The organism is Flavobacterium xinjiangense, from assembly GCF_900142885.1.
GTDB lineage: Bacteria > Bacteroidota > Bacteroidia > Flavobacteriales > Flavobacteriaceae > Flavobacterium > Flavobacterium xinjiangense.
The window spans coordinates 35,790-52,566 of sequence record NZ_FRCL01000019.1; the positions used below are offsets into that span (position 1 = coordinate 35,790).

Annotated in this window: 11 protein-coding genes; 9 read left to right on the forward strand and 2 right to left on the reverse strand. The window is 35.9% G+C overall.

Features of this window, described 5'->3' with window-relative positions; translation table 11 throughout:
* Both BUC23_RS16135 and BUC23_RS16140 read right to left on the reverse strand, forming a co-directional pair.
* Positions 1 to 1,295: PAS domain-containing protein (locus BUC23_RS16135; RefSeq protein ID WP_139259949.1), on the reverse strand; the 1,295-nt coding region annotated here is incomplete at its 3' end.
* A gap of 247 nt (positions 1,296 to 1,542) precedes the next feature.
* A complete protein-coding gene (locus tag BUC23_RS16140) occupies positions 1,543 to 3,693 on the reverse strand; it encodes a PAS domain-containing protein (RefSeq protein WP_084538385.1) in 2,151 nt (716 codons plus the stop codon).
* Between the two features lie 358 nt (positions 3,694 to 4,051).
* Here BUC23_RS16140 and trhO point away from each other — a divergent pair, with 358 nt between their 5' ends.
* The 9 genes from trhO to BUC23_RS16190 all read left to right on the forward strand — a co-directional run.
* Complete coding sequence (trhO, locus tag BUC23_RS16145; protein ID WP_073211375.1) at positions 4,052 to 5,407, forward strand: oxygen-dependent tRNA uridine(34) hydroxylase TrhO; 1,356 nt, start codon at positions 4,052 to 4,054, stop codon at positions 5,405 to 5,407.
* Positions 5,408 to 5,591: 184 nt separating this feature from the next.
* On the forward strand, positions 5,592 to 6,869 hold the full coding sequence (locus BUC23_RS16150; RefSeq protein ID WP_073211377.1) for a PSP1 domain-containing protein: 1,278 nt from the start codon (positions 5,592 to 5,594) through the stop codon (positions 6,867 to 6,869).
* Positions 6,853 to 7,332: a gliding motility lipoprotein GldH gene (locus BUC23_RS16155; protein WP_073211380.1), complete on the forward strand. Its 480-nt coding sequence runs from the start codon at positions 6,853 to 6,855 to the stop codon at positions 7,330 to 7,332. The genes BUC23_RS16150 and BUC23_RS16155 overlap by 17 nt, the downstream gene beginning before the upstream one ends.
* Before the next feature lie 9 nt (positions 7,333 to 7,341).
* Entirely contained in the window at positions 7,342 to 9,654 is a 2,313-nt protein-coding gene (locus BUC23_RS16160) for a penicillin-binding protein 1A (protein WP_073211382.1), read from the forward strand.
* Between the two features lie 135 nt (positions 9,655 to 9,789).
* The gene (locus BUC23_RS16165; protein WP_073211384.1) at positions 9,790 to 10,491 is read left to right on the forward strand and encodes a CoA transferase subunit A; all 702 of its coding nucleotides are present in this window, start codon (positions 9,790 to 9,792) and stop codon (positions 10,489 to 10,491) included.
* Between the two features lie 2 nt (positions 10,492 to 10,493).
* The gene (locus tag BUC23_RS16170) at positions 10,494 to 11,153 is read left to right on the forward strand and encodes a CoA transferase subunit B (RefSeq protein ID WP_073211386.1); all 660 of its coding nucleotides are present in this window, start codon (positions 10,494 to 10,496) and stop codon (positions 11,151 to 11,153) included.
* A 235-nt stretch (positions 11,154 to 11,388) separates the two neighbouring features.
* Positions 11,389 to 14,145, forward strand: a complete 2,757-nt coding sequence (locus BUC23_RS16175) for a M4 family metallopeptidase (RefSeq protein WP_073211389.1) — start codon at positions 11,389 to 11,391, stop codon at positions 14,143 to 14,145.
* A 234-nt stretch (positions 14,146 to 14,379) separates the two neighbouring features.
* Positions 14,380 to 16,419 carry a M4 family metallopeptidase gene (locus tag BUC23_RS16180; RefSeq protein ID WP_167365600.1) on the forward strand — a complete coding sequence of 680 codons (2,040 nt, stop codon included), beginning with the start codon at positions 14,380 to 14,382 and terminating at the stop codon, positions 16,417 to 16,419.
* A gap of 79 nt (positions 16,420 to 16,498) precedes the next feature.
* Positions 16,499 to 16,777: transposase (locus tag BUC23_RS16190; protein ID WP_139259779.1), on the forward strand; the 279-nt coding region annotated here is incomplete at its 3' end.

The window sequence follows — 16,777 nt, forward strand, 5'->3', positions numbered from 1 at the left end:
ACTATTTCAGTGACATCACGAGCCACCGCGTACATTATTCCGGTTTGAATATCAATAGTACTGGACCAATCCAACCATTTATAGGATCCGTCTTTACAACGGGCACGAGCCCTATGATTGACCATGGACTCCCCTTTTTTCAATTTGTTAATGGCATCAATGTAGGCATTAGCATCATCCGGATGGGCGATTGATAAAAAAGGCTTGCCATCCATATCCTTTTGATTGTAACCAAGGTTTCTGGTGAAGGCGGGATTTACTTTTTCAAAATACTCCCCTTTTGAAACGACAAGCATATCATAAGACATATTAAAAAATTTCTGGGCAACAACCAAAGAGCTCTCATTTTCTTTTTGCAATGTAACATCGTGGGCAACGGCATATATCAGTCCAGTGGAAAGATCAGGAGAAGCTGACCAAACAAGAGATTTAATTGATTCGTCTTTACATATCCATCTGTTTTCAAATTTTATTGTTAAAATACCCATTTGAAGTTTAACAATTTCTTTTTCTGTGATTACATGATCCTTCGGGTGTACATAAGTCAGAAATGGTTGACTCAACAATTCTGCCTCGGAATAACCCAATAAATTACTAAATGCCGGGTTAATTTTGACAAATTTATCCTCCGACATAATAACCATGATATCTAAGGACATATAAAATAATTTGTCGGCCGCTTTGAATGTTTCCTCCAATTTTTTCCTTTCGGTGATATCTGTAGAAATCCCTCCAATTGCATAAATTCTTCCTGCCAAATCATACAACGGAAATTTAATTGCAATGTAGGTGTGGGAACCATCCGGCAGATGAATGGTTTCTTCGGTTTTTAATTCTCTTTCTGCTTTTAGAACTTCAAGGTCTGAATTCCGGTAAGCGTCTGCTAGTTTTTTAGGCAAAAAATCATGATCTGTTTTGCCTTTTATTTCTTCACTCGAGATTTGAAATAAAGACTCGCACTGTTTATTAATCAATAAATACTCCCCATTTATTTTTTTAATAAAAATGGGATTAGAAGTGTTATCAAATACAGAATCAAGCAGTTGCTTATCTTCAAAAAGGGAGTTTTGGGAAACTCTTTTAGCATGAAGTTGCGGGCGAATAATATAATAAACGAAAGAGAATAAAATGACGGAAAGAACAAACAATGACAACACTATCCAATTCAATTTTTTATCTAGAGTTAATTCTCTTTGTCTATCAAATACCAAAACAAAAACCAATGACAAAGCAATTACAGCAAATAAATTGATAATAAACCCTAGGAATATATTTTTTTTAAAAGAAATTTTCATGGCTTTAGGTATTAAAATTCAACATGTAGCAACCGTTATAAGCTAAATAATTATTCACTTATATAGATGAAAGTTAGTGAATTATCTTTAATTACTAAATAGAATTTCGGGATTTCACCATGAAATAATACCTGAAAAAGTAAAAGAAAAGGATAGTAAATCCTATTTTCAAAGCAGAAATAAACGGTTAGACCTTGATTGCACGGATATACCAGCAGTCAACGATACTTTATATGATAAAAAGAAATTAAATGACCGTATCTCCCCCTTTTCTAAATCCTATAAGCTGTCTGTATTTTAACTCAGTTTCTTTTAATTCCTGTTCGAGTTGTTTGTATTTACTGATGTCTTTAATGGTGACAACAGCAGCAACAACTTTGTTATTTTGATCCACCAGCGGTCTTCCGCTAATGAGAACCCGCTTTTTTTGCTGAGCAACCGGATTCCACAGTACTACCTCAACATCATCAGTTATTTCACCGTTCAATGCCCGTTCCATAGGTAAATTTTGTGAAGGAAAAATAGTTTTTTCATCAGGAAAATACAATTCAAAATGGTCCGTCAAGTGCGATGATATCTTTTCATCTTCTTCGATTCCAAAAATTTCATTAGCCATTTCATTGGCTAAAACAATTTTTTTATCGGCATTGGCAACAATAACGCCTTCCCCAATATTTTCTACTATCAGTCTCAATTTTTCTTCATTTTCATAAAGTTCATCGATTGCGGTTTGTTCTTCTTCTTCTAATTTAACCAATTCTGTAACATCTCGCCCAACGGAATAAAAAACTCCTTGTTGAATATCCATATTACTATTCCAATCCAGCCATTTGTAAGTTCCGTCTTTACAAAGAAATCGCGTTCTAAAATTGACAACCGGTTCGCCTTTTAGATGTTTAGATAATATTTCAGTGGCTGTTGCTTTGTCATCGGGATGAATTAAATCCATGAATTTTAACCGATCCATGTCCTCTTGATTATAACCAAGTGTTTTGGTGAAAGCTTGATTAATTTTAATAAAATGTTCATCCTTAGCCACAGTAAGTATATCGAATGCCATGTTAAAAAACATATTGGATATTTTCAACGATTCCTCATTTTGTATTTTTTCCGTAACATCCCGAGCCACCGCATACATCATTCCTGTTTGCACATCAATTGCACTGGACCATTCCAACCATTTATAAGATCCGTCTTTACAGAGTGCTCTAGCTCTATAATTGATCATAGTACCCCCATTTTTTAATTTTTCAATTGCTTCAGTAGATGCCTTAAGATCATCCGGATGTGAAAAAGACAGAAATGGTTTATCATTCATCTCTTCTTGACTAAAACCTAAAATTCTTGTAAAAGCCGGATTCACTTTTATAAAGTAATCTCCTTTGGCTACTACAAACAATTCATAAGACATATTAAAAAACTTATTGGCTTCTGCTATGGAATTTTCAGTTGCTTTTATATCCGTAATATCTCTTGCAACGGCATATAATAAACCTGTTGAAACATCCGGATAAACGGACCAGAGAATCCATTTGAAAGATCTATCCTTACATATATACCTATTTTCAAATTTTAATGAGACCATACCTGTTTGAAGTTTTTCAACCTCTTTTTTGGTAATTTCAACATCATCAGGATGAACGTACGAAAGAAAGGGCTGACTTAAGAGCTCGTCCTCAGAGTAACCTAAAATTTTACTGACCGCAGGGTTTATTTTTATAAATTTATCAGCTGAAGCAATAATCAACATATCTAATGACATATTAAAGAATTTATCAGCTGATTTAGAGGACTCTTCCAGTTTTTTTCTATCTGTAATATCGGTAGAAATCCCTCCCACAGCATAAACCCTACCTTTAGAATCAAACAAAGGAAATTTCACGGCAATGTAAGTGTGCGGTCCATCCGGCTGTTGAATGGTCTCTTCTGTCTTTAATTCCCTAAGCGCTTTTACCACTTCAAAATCAGAATCCCGATAGGCATCAGCCACATTCTTAGGCAAAAAATCTTCATCTGTTTTACCTATAATTTCTTCATTCGAAATCTGAAATAAGGACTCAAATTGCTTATTAATCAGCAAATACTCTCCATTTATTTTTTTTATAAAAATGGGATTCGTGGTATTATCAATTATGGACTGAAGGAGTTGTTTGTTTTCTAAAAGAAGATTTTGAGAAATAGCCTTAGCTTGTAATTGCGCCCGAATAATAAAGTAAACTACGATTAACAAAACAACCGAAAGAAAAAAAAGGAAAATCTCTATCCAATTCAACCGCGAATCCATCGACTTATCTCGTTTGCTGCTAAGTCGTGAAATAAAAATCCAGCCTGATGCAATCACAACAAGTACGTTGATGACAAATCCTAGGAATATTTTCTTTTCAAAGGAGATTTTCATAATTTGATAGTATTAGATTTGACATCTGACAAGCTTAACAAAAATAAACTTACACACTTGAAAGTTAATCAATTATATTTACTTTTCAAATAAGATGGTAAGATATTAACTTGTGAAAAAAGCAATAAAAAGACCAGAATTCCAAAATTTTCCAAAGATTCTAATTTACTATTTTGCAACAAATAATTATTGTTTTTATTTGAAGCTAATCCAGCTGTCATTCCAATCTATGCTATAAAGCATAGGATTTTCCCTTCCATCTGGGCTAAAAAAATCATACCCTCCACAACTTTGCAACTCAGCAACTTTTTCCTTACTTTTGCAAAAATAATTTTCTCAACTTAAAACTGTTTATAGCATGCAACTGTATAACACATTAAGCGCAGAAGAAAGAGCCATCATGATCGATGATGCCGGAAAGCAAAGATTAACTTTGTCTTTCTATGCTTATGCGCAAATTCAAAATCCAACACAATTTCGTAACGAATTATTTCTGGCGTGGAATCCTTTAGAGGTTTTGGGCAGAATTTATGTAGCCAGTGAAGGAATCAACGCCCAACTATCACTTCCTGCAGATAATTTCTATGCGTTTAAAGATTGCATCGAAGCCTATGATTTTATGAAAGGCATTCGGTTGAATATTGCTGTCGAACAGGATGACCACTCGTTTTTGAAACTCACCGTAAAAGTGCGCGACAAGATTGTTGCTGATGGTTTGGTTGATGAAACTTTTGATGTTACAAATATCGGAATTCACTTAAAAGCAAAAGAATTCAACGAACTTCTCGAAGACCCCAACACGATTGTGGTCGATATGCGAAATCACTACGAAAGCGAAATTGGACATTTTACCAAAGCCATAAAACCCGATGTAGATACGTTCCGCGAAAGTTTACCAATTATTGAAGAGCAACTTTCAGAACACAAACAAGACAAAAAACTACTGATGTATTGCACCGGAGGAATTCGATGCGAGAAAGCCAGCGCCTATTTCAAGCATAAAGGTTTTGAAAACGTGTACCAATTGGAAGGCGGAATTATAGAATACACACGACAAGTAAAAGCTGAAGGTTTAGAAAGTAAATTCATCGGGAAAAACTTTGTGTTTGATCACCGTTTGGGCGAAAGAATCACAGACGATATTGTTTCGCAATGCCACCAATGCGGAAAACCGTGTGATGTGCATACGAATTGCGTGAATGAAGGTTGTCATCTGCTTTTCATCCAATGTGAAGAATGCAAAACCGCTATGGAAGGTTGTTGTTCTGCCGAATGTGTGAGTGTAATTCACCTTCCGGAAGACGAACAAAAAGCCATTCGCAGAGGAATCAAAAACGGCAATATGATTTTCAAAAAAGGAAAATCGGATGTTTTGACTTTCAAAAACAATGAAGAAACTCATGGCGTTTTTGTTGCAGAAAAATCGAAAAAAGCCGTAAAAAAAGAATTAAAAGTTAAGAAAATTTATATTGGAAAAGGAACACATTTCTTTCCAAAACCAAGTATTGGTCAGTTCCTTATCGAAGAAAACGAAATCAAAATTGGCGACAAAATCTTAATCAAAGGTTCCACAACCGGCGAACAAGAAATGACAATTGAGAATATGTTTGTTAATGAAATTGCTGCTGAAAAAGCAATTTTTGGAGATACTTGTACTTTCAAACTGCCTTTTAGAATTCGTTTATCTGATAAATTGTATAAAATTTTAGATTAAATAAAAGATAAAAATCTTACTAAATTTGCCCATTACGAACCAAATCGTAATGGGTTTTTTTATTAAAAATTTATGATTTTTTGACGTTTTCAGCCATTGTAACTTAAAATTAAAAAATGCTATCTTTACACATTAATCTTTTTAAGAACTTAAGTTGCATCCGTGCAACACTACATATAAAATTATGGCATGTACAAGTTGTTCAACTTCTGATGGTGGTGCACCTAAGGGTTGTAAAAATAATGGGACTTGCGGCACCGATAGCTGCAACAAATTAACTGTTTTCGATTGGCTTTCAAATATGAGTTTACCTAATGGCGAGGCTCCTTTTGACTGTGTTGAAGTCCGTTTTAAAAACGGAAGAAAAGAGTTTTATCGCAATACTGAAAAATTGACTTTAAGCATGGGAGACATTGTGGCTACCGTTGCTTCACCTGGTCACGATATAGGAATTGTTACTCTGACAGGGGAATTGGTGCGAATCCAAATGAAGAAAAAAGGAGTAAATCCTAATAGCAACGAGGTTCCCAAAATCTACCGAAAAGCATCTCAAAAAGACATTGACATCTGGTCAACTGCTCGCGATAAAGAAGAACCTATGAAAGTTAGAGCGCGCGAATTAGCGATTGCTCAAAAACTGGAAATGAAAATCTCAGATATTGAATTTCAAGGTGACGGTTCTAAAGCGACTTTCTACTATACAGCAAACGATAGAATTGACTTTCGTGCTTTAATCAAAGATTTTGCAAAAGAATTCAGCACTAGAATCGAGATGAAACAAGTTGGTTTCCGCCAGGAAGCAGCTCGTTTAGGAGGAATTGGTTCTTGCGGAAGAGAATTATGCTGTTCTACTTGGCTAACGGATTTTAGAAGTGTAAACACCTCAGCAGCCCGTTACCAACAATTGTCATTAAATCCACAAAAATTAGCTGGACAATGCGGTAAATTAAAATGCTGCTTGAACTACGAGTTAGATACTTACATGGACGCTTTGAAAGGTTTTCCTGATTTTGAAACAAAATTGGTAACTGAAAAAGGAGATGCAATTTGTCAAAAACAAGACATTTTCAAAGGATTAATGTGGTTTGCCTACACTAACAATTTTGCTAACTGGCATGTATTGAAAATTGAGCAGGTTAAAGAAATCATTGCCGAAAACAAGTTGAAAAATAAAGTGTCATCATTGGAAGACTTTGCTATTGAAATTGTCGTGGAGCCAGAAAAAAACTTCAACAATGCTATGGGTCAAGAGAGTTTAACACGATTTGACCAACCAAAAGCAAAGAAAAAACACCCTAAAAAACGCAAACCTGCAGGAGAAAATTTAATTGTGGCAAATAACAACAATAATAAGCCTGCAAATAGCAACAGACAAAATCCTGCTGACAAAAACACCGCTGACAAAAAACCAGTAATTGCAAGAAAACCTATAATTATCACTAAAAATGAGCCTAAAAAATAGCGCTTTATTGCTTTTGGTTACAGTACTCCTTTTTTCATGCGATAAAAAAAGAGTTTTTGATGAATACAAATCTGTTGGGAGTGCTTGGCATAAAGACAGTATTGTAACCTTCGATCTGCCGGAATTAGATTCAACTAAACGATATAATTTATTCGTCAATTTGAGAGATAACAACAATTATAAATACAATAATCTGTTTTTAATTGTTGCTATTGAAAGTCCTAATGGCTTTACAAAAGTGGACACTTTGGAATACCAAATGGCAAATCCAGATGGATCACTGCTTGGTGATGGATTTTCAGACATTAAAGAAAGTAAACTCTTTTATAAAGAAAACGAAAAGTTTAAAGGAAAGTATAAAGTTCACATCAAGCAGGCAGTTCGAGAAACTGGAAAAGTTCCGGGTGTAATGCTTTTAGATGGAATTACAGAAGTGGGTTTTAGAGTAGAAAAAAAAGATTAAAATAGTATTATGGCTGTCAAAAAAAACAATAATCAGACTAGAAATATAGAGAAAGACACAACCTATTACAAAAAGAAATTTTGGAAAATCTTCTTTTACGGATTAGGTGCCATTGGTTTGTTTTTCTTATTTGCTTCATGGGGCCTTTTGGGTTCGATGCCTTCTTTTGAAGATTTAGAGAATCCAGACTCCAATTTAGCAACTGAAATCATCTCTTCTGACGGGGTGGTACTGGGAAAATATTTCGAAAAAAACAGGTCTCAATTAAAATATTCAGATTTACCAAAAAATCTGGTACAAGCTTTAGTAGCAACAGAAGATGCACGTTTCTATGAGCATTCAGGGGTGGACGGCAGAGGAACTTTGAGAGCTATTGCTAGTTTAGGAACAAGTGGTGGAGCAAGTACATTAACGCAACAACTTGCTAAACAATTATTTCATGGTGAAGGCTCTAAATTTTTACCTTTTAGAATAGTTCAAAAAGTAAAAGAATGGATCATCGCCATTCGTCTGGAAAGACAATATACTAAAAACGAAATAATTGCAATGTATTGTAACGTTTATGATTTTGGAAACAACTCTGTAGGGGTTAGTTCTGCGGCAAAAACCTATTTTTCGAAAGAACCGAAAGATTTATCCATTGACGAATCAGCAATATTAGTTGGAATGTTTAAAAACTCTGGACTATATAATCCGGTTAGAAATCCAGAAGGGGTGAAAAATCGCAGAAATGTGGTGCTCTTGCAAATGGAGAAACAAAATATCATTACAGAAGATCAGAAAGTAAAATTACAAAGTTTACCTATCACTTTGCATTTTAAATTAGAAACCCATAAAGAAGGAACGGCTACTTATTTTAGAGAATACCTGCGTGATTACCTCAAAAAATGGGCTGAAGAAAACAAAAAGCCAGATGGTTCTGATTATGATGTTTACAAAGATGGTTTAAAAATCTACACCACCATAGATTCCAGAATGCAATTACATGCTGAAGAAGCAGTAGCTGCTCATATGGCAAACCTTCAAGAAGAATTCTTTATTCAATCAAAAGGAAATAAAAATGCTCCCTTTGTTAATATTTCTACAAAAGAAACACAGCGCATTCTGAACCAAGCCATGAAATCTTCACATCGTTGGGAGGTTATGAAATCACTGGATAAAAGCGACGAAGAAATTATAAAATCGTTCAACGAAAAAACGAAAATGACTGTCTTTTCTTGGAAAGGAGAAAGAGATACGATTATGACTCCTATGGATTCTATCCGTTATTACAAGCATTTTCTGCAGTCTGGATTGATGGCAATGGAACCACAAACAGGAAATATCAAAGCTTGGGTTGGAGGTATCAACTACAAATATTTTCAGTATGACCACGTAGGACAAGGCGCAAGACAAGTAGGTTCGACATTCAAACCATTTGTTTACGCTACCGCTATCGAACAATTAAATATGTCTCCTTGTGACTCCATAATAGATTCGCCGTTTACAATTCCAGTGGGACGTCACCATGTTACGGAATCTTGGACACCAAAAAATTCTGACAACAGATATAGAGGAATGGTTACTTTAAAAAGAGCCTTGGCTAATTCTATCAATACGGTATCTGCAAAATTAATGGATAAAGTAGGTCCGGAAGCAGTGGTAGAACTAACCCACAAATTAGGTGTAAAGTCTGATATTCCTGTACAGCCATCTATTGCATTAGGAGCAGTAGAAATTACTGTTGAAGATATGGTTGCCGCCTACAGCACTTTTGCTAACCAAGGTGTGTACACTAAACCACAATTCCTAAACAGAATAGAAGATAAAAGCGGTACCGTAATCTACGAACCTATCCCTGAATCGCATGATGTTTTAAATAAAGATATCGCATTTGCAGTGATAAAACTACTTGAAGGGGTAACTGAAGGTGGATCGGGAGATAGATTACGCACAACATACGGAGGAAGCGGTGACAATCGTTGGACCGGTTATCCCTATCAATTCAAAAACCCAATTGCAGGTAAAACAGGTACTACTCAAAACCAGTCCGATGGTTGGTTTATGGGAATGGTTCCTAATCTCGTAACGGGTGTTTGGGTAGGCTGCGAAGACCGTTCTGCCCGATTCAAAAGCATTACTTACGGACAAGGCGCAACTGCAGCATTGCCAGTTTGGGCTTATTTCATGAAACTTTGCTATGCGGATCCAGGTCTTAAAGTCTCTAAAGAAGATTTCAACAGACCCCCAAATCTTTCCATAAAAGTAGATTGTTATTCTGCTCCCCGAAGAGTGAAAGACACAACGGACATACAACAAGACACCGAAGAATTCGAATTATAATTAATCCCGTAATTCCACCAAAATAAGAATTAGGAGCTATTTCCAGCTGTACACTATATCTTTTTATCTTGTCTCGTTTTAAGAACGAGACAAGATAAAAAGGATGCCGTTTCCATCTGGGCTAAAAAAAATTATATGATCAACAAAACAGTAAATAACGTTCAGGACGCCCTTCAGGGAATTGAAAACGGCATGACAATCATGCTGGGTGGTTTCGGATTATGTGGTATTCCAGAAAATTCCATCGCCGAATTAGTAAAAAAAGAAACTAAAGATTTAACCTGTATTTCAAACAATGCCGGTGTAGATGATTTTGGCCTTGGATTGCTTTTGCAGAAGCGTCAAATCAAAAAAATGATTTCTTCTTATGTAGGTGAAAATGCTGAATTCGAACGCCAAATGCTTTCTGGAGAACTAGAAGTTGACCTTATACCACAAGGAACATTAGCAGAACGTTGCCGTGCAGCGCAAGCTGGGATTCCTGCTTTTTTTACCCCTGCAGGTTACGGAACCGAAGTAGCAGCCGGTAAGGAAGTTAGGGAATTCAATGGAAAAATGCACATTATGGAACATGCTTTCAATGCTGATTTTGCTATTGTAAAAGCATGGAAAGGTGACACAGCAGGAAACCTAATCTTTAAAGGAACCGCCAGAAACTTCAATCCTTGTATGTCAGGTGCCGCCAAAATAACGGTTGCCGAAGTAGAAGAATTAGTTGAAGCAGGAACACTTGACCCCAATCAAATTCATATTCCTGGAATATTTGTACAGCGCATTTTTCAAGGAGAAAAATACGAAAAGAGAATCGAGCAACGTACAACCAGAAAAAAAGAATAATCATGGCATTAGACAAAATAGGAATAGCAAAACGTATTGCACAAGAATTGAAAGACCGTTATTTCGTGAATCTAGGAATCGGAATTCCAACTTTAGTAGCCAATTATATTCCAGAAGGAATTGATGTAGAATTTCAAAGCGAAAATGGCGTTCTGGGAATGGGTGCATTCCCATTTGAAGGAGAAGAAGACGCTGACATTATCAATGCTGGAAAACAAACCATAACAACCCTACCCGGCGCTAGCTTCTTTGATTCTGCAATGAGTTTCGGAATGATTCGTGGGCAACACGTTGATTTGACTATTCTTGGAGCGATGGAAGTTTCGGAAAATGGCGACATCGCTAACTGGAAAATCCCAGGTAAAATGGTTAAAGGTATGGGAGGCGCAATGGATTTAGTGGCTTCCGCCGAGAATATTATCGTTGCCATGATGCATGTCAACAAGGCTGGAGAGTCAAAAATTCTCAAAAAATGTACACTTCCGTTAACAGGTGTTGGCTGTGTTAAAAAGGTAGTTACAGAATTAGCCGTAATGGAAATAACACCCAAAGGATTCAAACTTTTAGAACGTGCTCCAGGAGTAACCGTAGAACATATAATTGCTTCAACTGAAGCAGATTTAATAATTGAAGGCGAAATTCCTGAAATGATCATTGGTTAAAATCAAATTATTTTTGACTTGCATTACACTAAAAAAATGCATCCTATTAACGGATGCATTTTTTTTGATTTACAATTTTTCAGAATTCGCGCCCTTAATCCTTGTTTAAACTAATACAAAGTTCTCAGCGTTTTATGGGTATAGGTAATAAAATATAGAATTATTTAACAAAAAACGACCTTTGTGTTATTTTTTTGTTAAATTCGTCGCCAGAACTAACCAAAACAACAAATACATGAAAACAAAATTACTCGGAAAAATTGCATTGTTTGCATCCGTTTCTTTTCTTGCATTAGAAGCAAGTGCACAAGATGCAGGTAAAAACGTAAAGCAAAAAATTACTGACGAAAGAGGGAAACCTTCGTTAATCGTTTTTAATGAGAAATCTACCTATAAATCTTCAGATTCTCAAAAAGCATTCACAGAACAATTAGGATTAAAGGTTAACTCCAATTTCTCTAAAACTAAATCTGAAACAGACAAATTAGGTTTTTCGCATGACAAATTCCAATTGTACCACGAAGGAATAAAAGTAGAATTTTCTACTTACACGCTTCACTCCAAATCTGGAAAATTACAATCAATGAGTGGTGATTTTTATTCATTGGATAAGGTGAATACTCAACCTGTTCTATCAAAAGAACAAGCTTTTGGCCGCGCATTGAAAAAAATTGGCGCTAAAAAATATCTTTGGGATTCAGCAGAAGATGCTACAGCAATGAACTACCAAAAACCAACTGGAGAGTTAGTTTTACTTCCTATGTTAGATGGTCCAACTTCAAAGTTAAAAGACAACAACTTACGTTTGGCTTATAAATTTGATATTTATGCTTCACTACCACTAAGTCGTGGTGACGTGTATATTGATGCTGTGACAGGCGAGGTATTACTCTACAATGCAATTATCAAACATCTTGGTGAATATAGCAACGGCAGCCATGCAACTTCTGCAGAAACGTCAAAAGGAAAAGCGAGCACTGTTGCTTTCGTTGCTGCTAATGCTGCAACACGTTATAGTGGAACTCAATCCATTCAAACTACATTAAGTGGTTCATCTTATATTTTATCTGATGCGACCCGTGGTTTAGGAGTTCAAACCTATAATTCGGCGAGAACGGCTACCTATCCTACAACTAATTTTACCGATGTAGATAATAACTGGACCGCTACGGAATTTAATAATACAAATAAAGATAACGGAGCTTTAGATGCACATTGGGGCGCCGAAAAAACATACGACTATTTTTCAACTAAACATGGTCGTAATAGTTATGATAATGCCGGAGCAAAAATAAAAAGTTATGTCCATTATAACTTAATTGCGGCTGGATATCCAGACAATAATAATGCTTTTTGGAACGGTTCTGTAATGACCTATGGAGATGGTATCGGAACTGGTGGATTTGACATATTGACGGCATTAGATGTTGCTGGTCACGAAATTGGTCACGCCGTTTGTAGCAATACAGCCAACTTAACTTACTTAAATGAGTCGGGTGCAATGAATGAAGGATTTTCAGATATCTGGGGAGCTTGTATTGAGTTTTCAGCAGCACCAACGAAATCAACTTGGTTAATTGGCGAAGATATCGAAAGAAGAACAGGACATTTGTCATTACGTTCTATGAGCAATCCTAATGCTGAAGGACAACCAGATACCTACAAAGGTACATATTGGTATACAGGAACTGCAGATTCAGGGGGTGTACATACTAATAGTGGAGTATTAAATCACTGGTTCTATATTTTATCTATTGGTAAATCAGGGACAAATGATATAGGAAGCGCATATAATGTAACTGGGATTACAATAGCTAACGCGGAAAAAATAGCCTATCGTTTAGAAAGCGTTTACTTGACCGCAAGTTCTACTTATGCTAATGCAAGAACATACGGTATTCAATCAGCAGTCGACTTATTTGGAGCTGGTTCTGCTGAAGTAATTGCTACTACAAATGCATTTTATGCCGTAGGGGTTGGTGCCGCATATGCTGGATCAGCTGATACTATCGCTCCATCTACACCAGCTGGTTTAGCAGCTTCAGGAACTACTTCAACAACAACAAACTTATCCTGGACAGCTTCTACTGATAATGTAGCAGTTACAGGATATAATGTTTATCAAGGGGCTACTTTAAAAGCCACAGTTACAGGAACTACTTATGTTGTTTCAGGATTAACTGCTGCTACAGCTTACACTTTCTCTGTAAAAGCAAAAGATGCTGCCGGTAATTTATCTGCTGCAAGTAATGTAGTAAATGTTACAACATCAGGAACTACAGTAACGTATTGCGTTTCAAAAGGAAGTAATGCAACGTCTGAATACATCGACTATGTTGGTTTAGGTGGAATTGCTAATACAAGTGGTGCAAATGCAGGATACGGAAACTTTACAGCTTTGACAGGAAATGTACCTTATGGTTCAAACACCATTTTATTTAGCGCAGGTTTTAGTGGCTCAGCATATACTGAGTATTGGAAAATCTGGATTGACTATAACAAAAACGGTGTTTTTGAAACTGCTGAACAAATCGTTTCTGGATCTTCTTCTAGCAGCGCTAACCTAACAGCGACATTTACTGTTCCAACAACTGCTTTGGCAGGAGCAACAAGAATGAGAGTTTCTATGAAATATAATGCAGCTCAAACGGCTTGTGAAACTTTTTCTTACGGAGAAGTAGAAGACTATACTGTAAATATTGGAGGGGCAGCTATTGCAGGATTTAATACAAGTTTTGCAGGTGATTTGGGTAATGAAAATAACATTTTTGATTACACGATGTCACCAAATCCAGCTAACGAATTCTTAAATGTTAAAATGGCAGACAACAGAAGTGCTTCTTTTAGAGTTATCAATTACTTAGGCCAACAAGTTGAGTCAGGTAAAATTTCTGAAAATGCAATCAATGTTAGCAAATTAGGAGCTGGAATTTATCTCTTGGAAGTAAACGACGGTCAAAAAAGAATGACTAAGAAATTTATCAAAAAATAATATTTCTTTTTTCTCAGATCAAAAGGGGGTTGTCTTAAAAAGATGCCCCCTTTTCTTATTTACTGATGTCTTGCTGCATCAGCCTTGACACTACTTTATTGATAAAAACTCCTTTTATTTTGCATTAAATAAAAAATAAAAGCAGTTTTTAATAACATCGTATGTGTTTTTTGTTAAATTTGAAAAAATAAATTTTTAATTTAAAAAATCAAAACTAACCAAAACCCCAAATTAATGACAACAAAACTACTCGGGAAAATTGCAGTACTGGCTAGCGTTTCTATTTTTGCTTTTGAAGCAAATGCGCAAGATGCTAACAAAAATGTGAAACAAAAATTCACAGATGAAAGAGGAAAACCATCCTTAATCACCTTTAATGAAAAATCAACTTATAAATCTACTGATTCTCAAACCGCATTCGTAGAACTATTAGGTTTAAAAAACAATTCTAATTTTTCTAAAACAAAATCAGAAACAGACAAATTAGGAATCTCACACGAAAAATTTCAATTATTTCACCAAGGAGTAAAAGTGGAATTTTCAACTTACACGCTTCACTCGAAATCTGGGAAACTTGAATCTATGAGCGGAGAGTTCTATCAATTAGACAATGTAAATACACGTCCTTCTTTATCAAAGGAACAAGCATTTAATCGTGCATTACAGCAAATTGGAGCTTCAAAATATCTTTGGGACTCACCAGCTGAAGCAAAATTAAACGATTATCAAAAACCTGCAGGAGAATTAGTTTTACTTCCGCTTACAGATGAAGATAACAACGGTAAAAAAACGGAGCAACTTCGCTTAGCTTACAAATTTGACATCTATGCTACAAATCCTGTAAGCCGCGGAGACATCTATGTTGATGCAGTAACTGGAGTAACTTTATTATACAACGCTACGATTAAGCATTTAGGTGAATTCAGCAACGGATCAAAACCATCAGTTGACAAAAAAACAGGAAATAAAAGTATGGCTACAGCTTTTGTAGCAGCTAATGCTGACACACGTTACAGCGGAACGCAATCTATTCAAACTTCTCTTAGCGGAGCATCATACATTTTATCTGATGCCACTCGTGGAAGCGGAGTTATGACTTACAATATGAAAAAGGGGACTAGCTACACTGCAGCAGTTAACTTTACAGATGCAGACAACAACTGGACTGCCGCTGAATATAACAATGTAAACAAGGATAATGGAGCATTAGACGCGCATTGGGGAGCTGAAAAGACATATGACTACTTTTCTCTTATTCACGGAAGAAACAGTTATAACAACGCTGGAGCAGCTATAAAAAGCTACGTTCACTATAGCTCAGCTTACAATAATGCATACTGGAATGGAAGTGTGATGACTTATGGTGATGGTTCTGGAACTGGTGGTTTTGATATCTTGACCTCAATCGATGTAGCTGGACACGAAATAGGCCATGCTGTTTGTACAAATACTGCTAACTTAGCATATCAAAAAGAATCTGGAGCAATGAATGAAGCGCTTTCCGATATCTGGGGAGCTTGTATTGAGTATTATGCCGCGCCAAACAAACAACGTTGGTTAATTGGTGAAGATATCGAAAGAAGAGCAGGACACTTATCTTTACGTTCTATGAGTAATCCTAAAAGTGAAGGACAACCTGACACTTACGGTGGAGCAAATTGGACAAGCCAAACTAAATGCCGACCAACTTCTAACAATGATCAATGTGGTGTTCATAACAATAGCGGTGTTTTAAATCACTGGTTCTATATCTTAACCGAAGGTAAGACAGGAACAAATGACCTAGGAAGTTCTTACAGCATAACAGGTATTGGAATTGATAAAGCAGCTAAAATAACTTACCGTATGGAAAGTGTTTACATGACGTCAAGCTCCACTTACGCAAATGCAAGAACGTACGGAATTCAAGCTGCTACTGACTTATATGGGGCTGGTTCTCTAGAGGTGATTGCAACGACTAATGCATTTTACGCAGTAGGAGTTGGAACAGCTTACGTTTCAACAGCTAAAATAGCTGTTCCTAAATCTGCAAAAACTGCAACAACTACTGAAGCATTTGTATTGTATCCAAATCCAACTTCAGAAGTATTGAATGTTTCTGTAAAAGAAAATAAAGTAAGCTCATACAAAATTTTCAATTCTCTAGGATTCCAAATTCAAACTGGAAAAACTTCTGGTGGTGAAATCAATGTAAGCAACCTAAGCAAAGGAATCTATTTCTTCGAATTAAACAATGGTCAAGACACTGTCGTTAAATCATTTATTAAGAAATAATCATTTTTAAATAAGTTCAAAAGAAAGCCTCACATGTAGACTGCCCCCAAAAAGTTAGACACTATTTGGGGGTATTTTTATGGAAAGAAAAGTCAAGTATGATTATGCGTTTAAGCTTGAATGCGTCAAATTAGTATTAGAAAAACATTATTCTTGTAATTATGTTTCAAAGCAAAAAGGTCCGGATGAATCTAATATTCGTAAATGGGTTGGATTTTATAGGCAATATGGATGTAGTGGTTTGCTACCAAGAAAGAACCAGAGTTACTCTGTTAGTTTTAAATTGAAAGTGTTAAAAGCAATTGATAAGGATTTACTATCCCTGAGAGATTCATGCTTAAAATTTAACATTCCTGAC